9 protein-coding genes are annotated in these 12225 nt (G+C 35.5%); all 9 read right to left on the reverse strand.

From position 1 onward, the window contains the following. Window positions 1-2 precede the first annotated feature (2 nt). Entirely contained in the window at window positions 3-1532 is a 1530-nt protein-coding gene (locus TDIS_RS06135; RefSeq protein WP_161939491.1) for an AAA family ATPase, read from the reverse strand. Between the two features lie 107 nt (window positions 1533-1639). Next, the gene (locus TDIS_RS06140) at window positions 1640-3403 is read right to left on the reverse strand and encodes a sigma 54-interacting transcriptional regulator (protein ID WP_068670410.1); all 1764 of its coding nucleotides are present in this window, start codon (window positions 3401-3403) and stop codon (window positions 1640-1642) included. Then, window positions 3400-5592, reverse strand: a complete 2193-nt coding sequence (locus tag TDIS_RS06145; RefSeq protein WP_068670411.1) for an ATP-binding protein — start codon at window positions 5590-5592, stop codon at window positions 3400-3402. The genes TDIS_RS06140 and TDIS_RS06145 overlap by 4 nt, the downstream gene beginning before the upstream one ends. Before the next feature lie 7 nt (window positions 5593-5599). Continuing rightward, window positions 5600-6331 (reverse strand): ATP-binding cassette domain-containing protein, encoded by a 732-nt coding sequence (locus TDIS_RS06150; RefSeq protein WP_084270999.1) that lies wholly within the window; start codon window positions 6329-6331, stop codon window positions 5600-5602. Window positions 6332-6333: 2 nt separating this feature from the next. Beyond that, complete coding sequence (locus tag TDIS_RS06155; RefSeq protein ID WP_068670412.1) at window positions 6334-7227, reverse strand: ABC transporter permease; 894 nt, start codon at window positions 7225-7227, stop codon at window positions 6334-6336. Continuing rightward, window positions 7224-8210 carry an ABC transporter substrate-binding protein gene (locus TDIS_RS06160; RefSeq protein WP_084271000.1) on the reverse strand — a complete coding sequence of 329 codons (987 nt, stop codon included), beginning with the start codon at window positions 8208-8210 and terminating at the stop codon, window positions 7224-7226. The genes TDIS_RS06155 and TDIS_RS06160 overlap by 4 nt, the downstream gene beginning before the upstream one ends. A gap of 2 nt (window positions 8211-8212) precedes the next feature. Beyond that, window positions 8213-9679 (reverse strand): B12-binding domain-containing radical SAM protein, encoded by a 1467-nt coding sequence (locus TDIS_RS06165; protein WP_068670413.1) that lies wholly within the window; start codon window positions 9677-9679, stop codon window positions 8213-8215. Window positions 9680-9866: 187 nt separating this feature from the next. After that, window positions 9867-10523 carry a hypothetical protein gene (locus tag TDIS_RS06170; protein WP_068670414.1) on the reverse strand — a complete coding sequence of 219 codons (657 nt, stop codon included), beginning with the start codon at window positions 10521-10523 and terminating at the stop codon, window positions 9867-9869. Window positions 10524-10525: 2 nt separating this feature from the next. Continuing rightward, window positions 10526-12157 carry a recombinase family protein gene (locus TDIS_RS06175; RefSeq protein WP_068670415.1) on the reverse strand — a complete coding sequence of 544 codons (1632 nt, stop codon included), beginning with the start codon at window positions 12155-12157 and terminating at the stop codon, window positions 10526-10528. Window positions 12158-12225 lie beyond the last annotated feature (68 nt).

Here is a 12225-nt window from a genome sequence, read left to right on the forward strand (position 1 = left end):
AATTATGCTTTTGTCGAAGGTGAAAAACCGGCATAGAAAGTACGCACTTTCTTTAAAACCTCTTTATAAGGGTAGTCGAGCCAGAGAACATCAAGCCCGTGCTGTTTAAAACTTTTCAAACTCTCAGGATCCTTTTCGGTAGAAATTACCAGAAGTTTGAAATGTGGGGATACCTTAAAGATCTTTTCTAAGAGGGTTAGTTTCTTCTTGACATTGGTCTCAAAATAGTTTCGGCTCCATCCTTTGAGTTTGACTTCCGCCAGAAAAATCAGTTCTTCGCCTATGACGCCGATAACATCCACCTGATAGGATTTTCTTTCGGAGGGGCTTGGCACGGTGATCTGGCCTACTTTCATGCCGGGAGGGGCCTGGGCGGCCAGCGCCTTTCTCCAGAGAAATTCGTAAAGAGGACCCAGGTGTTCGTCCGAAAGTCGCTTTTCAATGCCCTGCCAGACCACCTCCGGCTCTCGCCAGGAAGATTCCTCAAGCTCGCTTCCGAATCTTCCCAGGAAACAGAGGAAGGGATCGGAGATACGCCAGAAGAACTTTTTCTTCTTCAGATCCCTTTTAGAAAATTCCGGATCCGGTTCAACCACACCGAGGCGCTGAAGGAGGGAAAGATAAGGAGATAGGCTAGGAATACCGGTGGCCTCCCGCAGGGCCTCCTCCCGCAAAGGTTTCCTGGAGAGGGCCACCACAATAGCCTTGAGAATGCGCCCGGCTAAAGGTTCCTCCCTGAAGACCCGGTCGAATTCCTCCCGCAGGATCGGTTCTCTGGTAAAGATCCGCATAAGGGCTTTAGAGAAATCTCCCTCTTCGAATTCCAGAGCCGCGGACAGAACCTCCCAGTTGAAGGGCACCCCTCCGAGAAGGGCATAGAGATAGAATGTTTGCCAGCGGTGGTCTTTTACCCTTAGGTCCAGATCCAGGTATTCCGCAAGATAGTCCATAGCAAGGGGACGCAGAGCCAAAGAGGCGGTGCGTCTTCCAAAAAGCGGAGCAGCCGCATCCGAAAAAGCCTCCTGCATCATGGAGACCGAGGAACCCAGAAGGATGAACATTACCGGAGATTCCGAAAGACCTTCGTCCCATAGACGCTGAATAAAGGAATCGAAGGAAGGGTATTTTTGCTCCTCAAGGCGGGTTCTCTTAAGCAGCCTGGGGAACTCATCGAGGATGAAAACGAACTTTTGGCCGGTCTCCCGGGCCCTGGCTGTAGCGGCACGGATGAAACTTTCCAGAAGATCCATCTCAGAAAAAGCGCTTTGGGAAAGGGTTAAATAGGGCTTAAGATTCGTTTCGGAGGCCAAGCGGTTGAAACTACGGAGAAGGGCGGCGAGATTCTGGGTGAGGGTGACCTCCTGAGCCTGGAAATAAAGAACTAAAGGTTTTCCCTGACCAAACTGGCGCACAAGTCGGGTTTTGCCTACACGCCTGCGTCCGTAGATGGTTACCAGGCTTCCACCCGGACGCCGATACTCAAACTCCAACCGCTCAAGCTCTTCCTGCCGACCTACGAATTTTTTACGCACGGATGTTATCATAAAAATTTTATAGAAAATTTCAAGAACAAAAACTCACAGCAATTATGATCCTCGAAATAAAAAACCGGCCTTGCGCCCGCCGGAAAGGTAAAAGTTTAGCTAGCCATTTTCTTTTTACAAAACTCTTTCAAATCCGTCAAAGTTTTTGATCTTTTATCTAGAATTTTGAGATTATTTAAACATGGCCATCTATCAGAGTATTTTTCTAAAAGTTCAAGAATTTCTTTGGCATATTTTTTAAAAATATTATCTATATACTGCGTAGTAACTCCCTGCTTTCCTCCTCTTTCCCTACGACAGTACTTAGCCCATTCTTTGCGAGTAAGACAATAATTCTCTGTGCCTTCAGATAATTTTTGCTCTAAAGCTTTTTTGCAAGCTTCTTCTAGCCTATTTAAAATATCTTGAACCCGAATATATTCATCGTTTTCATCAGTTTCTATCTCTTGAGACAAGCATTTTTCTATTTCATTTTCAGTACTTGATATACGGAGATTTAAAATTGCCCAAACATGTTTTTTAGTAACTTCAGAAACATTGGAACAGTGAATAAATATATTTTCTATTATATCTTCAAGTTCTCTAATATTTCCGGGGAAATTATAGTTCATTAAAAACTCTATCGCATCTTCAGAAATTTCTATATTTCTATTATATTGTTTTTGAAATTTATTCCTAAAAAAATCAATTAAAGAGAGAATATCTTCTTTATGTTCTCTAAGTGGACTAATATTTATACGAGCTGGAAAACGGGCAAATAAGTCGTTTCTAAATTTACCACTTTTAATTAATTCTTCTATATTTTTATTAGTAGCTGCTATTATCCTTACATCGACATTAATATATTCAGTACCGCCGACACGTCTAATTCTTTTTTCTTCTATAGCTTTTAATAACTTTGCTTGTACTTCTGGAGGCATTTCTGTTATTTCATCTAAAAATATTGTGCCCCCATTTGCTAATTCAAATATTCCTCTCTTCATCCTATCAGCTCCTGTAAAAGCCCCTTTTTCATGACCAAAAAGTTCACTTTCAAGAAGCTCTTTTGGAAGATTAGCACAATTTATATCCTTATAAGGTCCCTTTCTTCTAGAACTTAACTTATGAATAACTTCTGCGATTTTAGTCTTACCTGTACCAGTTTCTCCAGTAATCAAAATATTTACATCAGATTCTGCATATAATTGTATAATTTTAAAAAGACTTTTCATATAATCTGAATTACCAATTAATCCATAGTCTTGGGGATTGTATCTTAATTTTATTCTATCGAACTCTAAAATTTTAGTTATTTCTATAAATTTTTTAGCAGATTTTTTTGCTTGTAAAGCTTCTAAATAGTAAATTTTACTTTTAATAGCCCAAAAAAGTAAATTAAATAAAGAATTAGCATCTTTATGGTATGGAGGCAAAATCCTTTCTGAATCTATCCCTTTATTTTCTAAGTTCGCATAAAAACGTTTAAGCCTACTAGAATCATAAAAATGCTTCGTAAACAAAGTTATCCAGGGCAAGCCCGGATAGGAGCCTTTAATTTTTTTAAATACTTCAGGCAATATTTTATCTTGTCCAGCATATTCTTCATCCGGCCCCCAATGATCATCAATTAATACTAAATCAAACTTTTGATTTAATTTATTGTTTCTAATGACATCAATAATCCTATCTACTTGATCTTCATGTTCATCATTTAAAACAAAAGAAATAGAAACTCTTTTTCTTAAAACTTCAGAAATAGAGTGATTAACGTTAATTTCTAAAGAAAAATTCACATTCAAATATTCTCTACAAAAAGTTTCTAAAATACCATAAATACTACCAGGATTGTCATCCAAAATTAAAATTTTAAAATCAATCATTTTATCTCCTCCATTTTTGCAATTTGAATTTCAGTAATAATTTTAGTATATTTACCATTATTAATTTTTTCACATCTCCATTTGGGTTGATCATAGTTACAAGCTCTAGCACATAATTTTAAAAATTCCGTTCCCAAATAATCATCAGTCCCCTCCAATATAGCTTTTATTATTCTTTTTGTCTTTTCATAATCAAATCTCGAGTAATTCGAAACAATTAAAAACACTTTGTCATTATTTTTAAGAGATAAAGATATTTCAATATTGCCTTTTTCTATAGAATACTTTACAGCATTTAAGATAACTTCATATATTACACTAAAAAGATACTCTTCAGTATATATTACATTTCCACATTTCTCTATATTCCAAAAAAAAGTAATTTTGGGTTTAACTTCAATATAATCTGCCACTCTTTCAATAGTTTTCTCTATTATGGTTTCTTGTAAAAAAAATTTAAATTCCTCCAATTTTTTAGAAGAAAAATTCAGTCGATTTCTCCTTCTACTATCAATAGCTGCCATAGCTAAGTTGCAAAAATTAGAAAGAAAATCCAATTTTTCTAAAACTTTTTCATACCTTTTATTTATAACATCTCCTTTTATTTTATTTATATACGTTGGCATTGCATGAGAAAAAATGGCAGAATGTCGAGAAACACTTAAATTATGAATCTCTAAAACATGGCTAACTTCTTTGTTAATATAATCAACTACTTTCTCTAACAAAACCTCCTCTTTAAAGGCACCATAATTAACTTGAGGTTTGCCAAAAAATGGATTTTCTTTAGCAATAATAGGCAAATTTCTATAATAAAGAACATCAATTTTTTTAGCTTTTTTATTTTCTTCTATTCGAATTAATGGAAATGGATAAATTCTTGCTAACCATTTTAATTTTTTATTTGTTTCTTCTATAAATTCTGATACTAATTTAGAAGGTTCATTCAACTTTTCAATAAAAATATTACCTATTTGTAAAATATATTGATCTAAAGCTTTTAATCGTAATTTGGTAGCCACTACTGAGATGATATCACGATAAAAAGTGTAATTATATAGCCATCTATCTTGGCCAGAACTGAATGTAAATAATGCTAACCATGGGTGTCCTCCAACATGAATGGGTACATAATATATATATCCAGAAGGATAGATACATCTTTCAACTTGTTGCCTACTTTTATCCATTTCAAAATTCTCTTTATAAGTGTCCCAAACTTTATCACTAGGTTCACGGCCAAACTCAACAATTCCTGAACAAAAAACCAAATCCGCAATAGCTCTGGCGTTCTTACTTAAAGGTGCCTCTAAAACATCAACAATATTAGCACCATTTTTTACTTTGCAGTTTTTTCTACATTTATTACATTTATGTTCCATCCAATCTTGAAGTATGTTTGCCTGGTTTTTTGATAATAAAATCTTGGCAGTATATGGAAATATGGTATATCTTAAGTTTTTATAACAAGCCATTCTAATTACACAAAAAATATTTCCTAACTCCGGCTTATCTTCTGAGTTAATTGATAAAAAATCTTGAATATCTTGCCAACATTCATCAAGAATTACTCTTAGACCATCCGTACATTTATTAACGAACTTTATATCAAGATCTTCATCAATTTGTTTCTCATAATCATCAACTAATTTTGACATATATGGATCTTTTATCTCAGATTGAATTGCACTTAATAAAGAATTTAAAGTGCCTCTTTCAATGAAAAATAACTTAAATTGTGAGTCTTCAAAAAGTATTTCTAAACTTTCTGTTTTCTCCTTATCTACTGGCAAAAGCTCATTTTGCAATTCTGCTAAGTTGTCTCTGTTAGACTTTGCATTTTTTTTCTTTTCAAATTGTTTCAATTTTTGGCTATTTACTTTATGTATAGACAAATAAAAGCCAGAATCGGAAAGAAGCATTCTATGAGGGGGAGGAGTAAAATTTTCTTTTATTAATCCGTATTTTTTGGTATAATAAAGATCGTTAAAAGAAGAAAATATACATCTATCTCCTTCCCAAAACATGAAAACCAGAGGATCATCTTTTTTACTAGGTTGAAAATAAAGGTAAAGATAATCTAAAAAAGGATAAATTAAAACCTCTCTAGGTTTAGAAAATTTCAAAATACTACCAATAATCCCAGATCTAACAAGGGAATTTTTATCATAACTCCCTATCTTAATCATTTAAAAATTACCTCCTATTCAACAAATTTGATAGATCTCCTATATCAAATTCTTCCTTTTTAAAATCTGAAATTATTTTTCCATGTGCCATAACAATAATTCTGTCTGCATATTTTTTAGCTAGATCCAAATCGTGTGTTACTTGCACGATAGTCTTTCCTTTATTATATAAACTTTTTATAAGCTCCATACATTTTTCTGCATTTTTTGGATCTAATGCTGCTAAAGGTTCATCAAGAAGAAAAATTTTTGCTGGACGAAGGTGGGCAATAGTAAGAGCTAACAATTGCCGTTCTCCGCCTGACAATGTTTTAGCCATTTGTTTGAGTTTATTGCCAAGGCCTAAAGGCTCTAATAAAGCTAAATATTTTTCCTGTAATTGTTTTCTAGACAAACCTTTAGAGTTCCAATCTGCAACATAAAGGTTTTCGAATATAGTTAAAGATGCAGCTGTTCCCAATAAAGGATCCTGATGCACATAAAAAATACTATCAGAAATTTCTTTAACGGTCATTTGTTCTATTGGTTTATTATTAATAAAAATTCTACCACTATACAAAAAAATTCTACCACTAATAGCTTTTAATAGTGTAGACTTACCAGAACCATTATGCCCAATAAGCATGATCCATTGAGCTGACGGAATAGACAAGTTGACACCATCAAGAGCCTTAATAGTTTGTCCCCATCGGTTATAAGAAACTTCCAAATTTTCGATATAAAGAATTGGATTGTCCATAATTACATATCAGCAAACAATTCTGAATCTCGAGAGACACGCAGAATTACCACCATTAAAACAAGTAAAGCTGTCACTAGTTTTAAATCTGTAGGGGCCAGCCCAAATCTAACAGCATATGCAACCAAAAGTTGATATAAAATACTTCCAACAACAGCAGAAAGACAAACAAAATTATGGAAAGAAAAACACGATTCTGGTAAAACACGTTCTCCTATAGTCATCGCTGCTAGAGCCAAAATCAGGGTCCCTTGTCCCATACCTACATCAACGAATCCTTGATACATGGCAAGCAAGATACCAGAAAAGGCGGCTAGACAGTTCGTAAAAAACAATCCTATGATTAAACTAATAGAAACATTGATACCTAATGACCTAGCATATTCTGGATTAGATCCAGAAACTCGCAAACGAAGCCCAAATTTGGTAGACAAAAGATGAGATATAAAAATCAATCCAAAAACGACAAATAAAAAAAGGAAACCAATAATTCCAACATGGAAACCACAATATAAGTATCGATTCAGGTAATCAAGAAGAGTTTTTGTCTTCAAAAGGCTAATATTAGATGCTCCCATAAGTCTTAAGCTTAAAGAATAAATGATAGCTATCACAATAATAGCGGCTAAAAATTTATTCAATTTAAATCGTGAGTGCAAAAGAGCAGTCAAAAATCCAGATAATCCGCCAGCTATGCTAGCCACAAAAATAGATAGACAGATATTAAAATTGGCTTTATACAAAGTTGCATAAACAGCGGCACCCAAGAGGAAAGAGCCTTCTATAGTTAAATCGGGAAAATTAAAAAGTCTAAAAGCTATTGCAAGAGATAGAACCACCCAGGAAAAAATCAAACCCATGATTAAACCAATATCTAAAGGAATCAACCAATTCATTTTTGAATTTCGTAGTAAATTTTTTTAGCTTTCTTGATAATCTCTTTCGGAATCGAAACACCCATTAGTTCAGCAGCTTTTAAATTAAGGTAAATTTCAGAACCGCGAGCCACTACAACAGGAATACATCGTTCCCCTCTTAAAACTCGAGCCACTAATTTACCTGTTTCTCTACCCAACTCAGGATATCCCACAGAAACGGCAGCTAATCCTCCCTTAGCTACCGTTCCACTGTCTCCAACATATAGAGGAATCTTGTGTTCTATAGCAACCTTTAAAGCAGCACCAACACCACTAATAACCGTATTATCGCTAGACAAAAATAAGGCATCAACTCTAGAAGCTAAATTTTGAGCTACTGGATACACTTCTGCAGTAGAACTAACCGCCCCTTCGAGCAGTTTAAACCCTAACTTAGGAGCATAATATCTTATTTTTTTGATACCATACTGCGAAGCAGCTTCACCGGGATTATAAAGAACACCTAGCACTTTAACCTTGGGAGTGATTTCTTTTATTAGTTTGAGTTGATCATAGTAAGGCCAAGCGTCACTAGTACCAGTAATCATCTTTTCACATTTATCTAATGATTTCACTAAACCTGCTCCCACAGGATCTGTAACCGCTGCAAAAACTACCGGACATCGTGCAACCTTGACTATAGCTTGAGACATAGGAGTTGTTACAGCTACTATTACATCCGGATTGAGGGCAGACAATTCATTAGCAATATTGGCTGCCAATTGTATTTGTCCGTTCGCGTTTCTTATAATGTATTTTACATTTTTATTTTCTACAAAGCCTTCCATCTCGAGTTCTTTTTTAAGATTCTGGATAACTGCATCTAAAGCAGGATGCGACATTAATGTAGCAATTGCTATGAGTTTGTAATGTTTTTTTTGTTCTTTAATACTAAATTTGATAGTTAAAAGTGTAACTATTATTAGAAATATAATTATCAGAAAAACTATCTTTTTCCACATTTTTACCCTCCTTTTCCCATTAATTCAGAAACAATATAATCTCCATAATTAAAAACTTTAATCCCGGGCAGTCTAGAAATTTTTTTTAATGTATAAGAAATTGCCAAAATTTTGTCAGTTTGTAAATCAAATACTCTATCTTTTAGTCGTTTCTTATCCAATATCCCTATAGGAAGCCCTCCCGCTCCATGAGCAAAATGCTCTCCTAGCCAAGCAATTACTGGTTGATGGTCCATTTCCCACTTAGTAAAGTATTCGAAAATATCCTCTGGAAACAAACCGTTTTTTAACTCTTGATAGAAAAGTGGAGTTCCAGGATAAATAACATGCAGTTGAGGGAAAATTGTTATAAATTTTCCTTTGTTAAGAGCCATATGTCCAATAGATTCTAATATACTAATAGTATTTTCAACATGATAGGTCGTTTCATTTGGCAATCCAAACTGAAGATTTAAATAACATTCAATTTTACTATCCATCAAGTTGGGAATTACTTTTTCAAGCAAAACTTTTATATAATATTCAGGATTTTTGGTCTTATTCAAATAAATTAAATGATCAAAATTAAATGACTCAACCCCTATGTATACTGCTTCGCATCCAGCAGCTTCCAGCAGATCAACGATGTCTTCATGAATTAAAGATTCTACTCGAGTCTGACAATCCCAAGTGAAATTCCTCTTCTTTTTAAGCTCTATAAGAGCTTTACATATATCCTTGGCTCTTTGCAAAGAATGCACAAAGAAATTATCTTCAATAGCTATCCTTTTAAATCCCAATTTTAACAAACTTTCTATATCTCTTATAAATGCTTTTATGCTTTTAGAACGAATCTTGTTATTTCCAACAGCGCAAAAAGAACATTTATAAAAACAGCCTCTGGAAGATACATATGTAATATGATTGAATTTCCCCGGAGTTCCAATAGATTTATTTTTAAAAACAACAGGTATAGAATCTAATTCTTCTTGTGTCAATAAAGGTGGGGGAAAATTTTTATGGATTCTATTATTTCTTACATAAGCGATTCCGGGAATTAGCTCTAATTTTGGATAATTTTGCAATAGATAATTTAACGATTTTTCTCCTTCTCCTATGATAATAACATCTACAATATCTCTGTGATATTTCAAAATAGTTCCATAATCCGCAGTAGCATGAGGCCCCCCAAATATTATAACTGATTTTGGCAGGAATTTCTTAAAAGTTTTTGCCACAAATAATGCAGCTTGATAAGTAGCAGTAGTAGTAGTTATTCCTATAAAGGATAAGTTTGAACCATCTACATCATTTGAAATTTCAGAAATACGGTTTTCTACCTCACTAAAGGACATGCGACTAAAATCTAATAGATCTACTTCGACGTTTTTATTATTCAAAACAATATAATTAGCCAAACTAATCAAACCAAAAGAAAATCCATCAAGCAATCCTAAAAGAGGAGGTTGTACCAATATTAACTTTTTCATTTTTGATTTGGGGACTCTTTTTTTGAAAACTATAGCAAATGCAATGCCAAAACTTTCATTGAAAATAGCACAAAATTCAGTGTATTAAACAGTAAATTCGATTTAAGAGGTGAAAGTTATTAAAGATTGTAAGTTATTTGTAAGTTACAAAAGCTGAAATTATTTATGTCTGAGCAAGATAACTTGTTTACAGAATTTGAGCTTCATCAGAAAAAGAACCGGAAAAAGAGGATGTAAAATCAAACAGCGCTTCATTTAACGCTACTAAATCCTCTTTGCTGAAAAATTCTTCCAATAATTCTGGGTTTGTATCCTTGAATTTCAAATAGGCTTTGAGCCAGGAGGGAGGATACAGGTAACAACTAGGAAAACCTACGAGAGACGGGAGATAATGGCTGGCCACAAATTTCTTCTTTTGGAGCAGGCGCCTCAGATGGAAGATAGTCGCAAAACCGTAGATTTCTCCGCTCCAGGTTTCAGAGGACTCCTCGTAGGGATCCATGACCACTCCTATATAAACTAGCGCGCCTTCCTTTTCGCCCGAAAGAATCGCCTGCTCGCACCACAGGATAGGTAGATAATCAGCGCATTTGACCGTGGTTTTGGTATTAAAACGGGCATTGAGATAGTCGTATCCTCCATCGCCTTCAAGATAAAAACGGCCGTTAAGCTTGAGTTCTGGAAAAGCCTTAGCCACGAGGACCTGGCCAGCGGCTCCCAAAACATGGCTATGCTTGACCACCGCTCCCCGGGCCAGAACATCGGCCAGAAAACGCACCCTCATTAAATCCAAACGATTCAAAGTTACCCGGATAAACTTGGAATAAGAAAGTTTTTTAAACATGGTTAAGCCGCCTCCTTAAGCTCAATTTTATTGGTAAATTCGAGTTTATATTGACCGTTATTGAAAAGATACAAAGTAATATTTCCCACACAGATTTTTATAATTTCTCTCCCTATGGTAGAATATTTTTCCAAAAGTTCCGGAAGATTGTTTAGGTAGTTATCTAAAGTTTGCATAGTCAAAATTGGTATTTTTGGCTTATATTTTATAGTTTTATTTAGTTCTTCTATAAGCATCTTCTTTCTATTTTCTGTTTGAACAAGCACTTCTTTTGTTGTTTCTGTAATAATCCCAGCTTTTATGGCCTCAATAATGTTTTTTAATTCTTTCTCTGTCTTTGCCAGTTCTTTCTTTATCCATTCTATCTGAGTACTTTGATTTCTTTTTTTATATTCTTCTCGAATCATGTTGTTTACTTTATCTAAAATATAAGCTTTATCTTTAGAAGTTAAATCAATCTGAAGATTTCGATAAATCTCTTTCCATAGTATTTCTTTTGATATTTTCAGACTATTGTTGCAGGCAATTTCACCTTTATTCCAATAAGTTGAGCAACCGTATTTTTTCTTTTTGCCTCCCTGGACTACCACTATATTTCCGCCACAAACACCACATTGGATTAGACCTGTAAACAAATTGGAAGAATAACGGCTTTTGGCTTTGGCAAAATTTTTTCGCGCTATACTGGCGACTTCTTTTTGTCTGGCCTTAACTTTGAACCAGAGATCATCGGGAACTATCCTGAGATGAGGCAATATTGTTTCCACCCATTCTTCCTTAGGATTTTTTATCCTCTTGACTTTTCCCGTCACCGGATTTCGTTTGGTAGAGGTGCGGTTCCAGCGATAAATACCGCGGTATAATTCGTTGTTAAGAATGCCCGTGCCTTGGGAAGGACTTCCCAAAATGGTAGTTACCGACCAGTATTTACCCCTGGGTGGCTTAGGATACCCTTTTTCTTTGAGCTCTTTATTTAAAATGTTTACAATCTGTCTGGCACTCAGTCCCTCCTCGCCATACATCTTAAAGATACGCAAAACGGTTTGAGCTTCACTGGGTTCGATCACAAGTTTATATCCTTCGGCAATGGGTAGACCATAAATATCCACCTTTCCGTTGTATACCGGCACAGAACGGTAACCGTAGCGACGCCCGCCGGCGCTAAATTGCTTTAAGACCTGGCCTTCCATACCTCTCTTGGTCTTGGCGGCCAGTTCCTTGAGAAAAAGGGCATCCATGAGACCGTGCATGGTGATAATTTCTTCGGCGATCTCGGTCTTAGTATCTATCCCCTGGGAGACAAAATAGACTCCGATATCGTTAAAAGAGAGAACATGGAATATCTCAAGAGCCTCCCTTGTGTTTCTTGCCACTCGGGAGGTGTCGTCAACCAGAATGTACTGAAACGGCGGGTCGGGAGATAAGGCTATTCTCAAAAGTCTTTTAAAGGCCTCCCGTATATCCAAGGAACTTCCGGATATAGCCTGGTCAACATAGATATGCTCTTCAAGGACTTCCCACCCACGAGAAGAAGCAAATTGCTTGCATCTCCTGATCTGATCCTCGATGGAGGCCTCACGCTGGTTGGAAGAGCTATATCGGGCATATATAGCGCATCTAACGCTGTGGCCCATCTTCGTCACCTCCTCCTTCTGAACCCTCTTTTTCTTCGAAATTCAAAATTTCCAAGAGAATTATTCGA

It is taken from the genome of Thermosulfurimonas dismutans, from assembly GCF_001652585.1.
Classification (GTDB): domain Bacteria; phylum Desulfobacterota; class Thermodesulfobacteria; order Thermodesulfobacteriales; family Thermodesulfobacteriaceae; genus Thermosulfurimonas; species Thermosulfurimonas dismutans.

Bases quoted from the DNA above. Each gene is read 5' to 3' on its own strand.
- TDIS_RS06140 (WP_068670410.1), bottom strand. From the start codon at position 3,403: ATGATTGATTTTAAAATTTTAATTTTGGATGACAATCCTGGTAGTATT.
- TDIS_RS06145 (WP_068670411.1), bottom strand. From the start codon at position 5,592: ATGATTAAGATAGGGAGTTATGATAAAAATTCCCTTGTTAGATCTGGG.
- TDIS_RS06150 (WP_084270999.1), bottom strand. From the start codon at position 6,331: ATGGACAATCCAATTCTTTATATCGAAAATTTGGAAGTTTCTTATAAC.
- TDIS_RS06155 (WP_068670412.1), bottom strand. From the start codon at position 7,227: ATGAATTGGTTGATTCCTTTAGATATTGGTTTAATCATGGGTTTGATT.
- TDIS_RS06160 (WP_084271000.1), bottom strand. From the start codon at position 8,210: ATGTGGAAAAAGATAGTTTTTCTGATAATTATATTTCTAATAATAGTT.
- TDIS_RS06165 (WP_068670413.1), bottom strand. From the start codon at position 9,679: ATGAAAAAGTTAATATTGGTACAACCTCCTCTTTTAGGATTGCTTGAT.
- TDIS_RS06170 (WP_068670414.1), bottom strand. From the start codon at position 10,523: ATGTTTAAAAAACTTTCTTATTCCAAGTTTATCCGGGTAACTTTGAAT.
- TDIS_RS06175 (WP_068670415.1), bottom strand. From the start codon at position 12,157: ATGGGCCACAGCGTTAGATGCGCTATATATGCCCGATATAGCTCTTCC.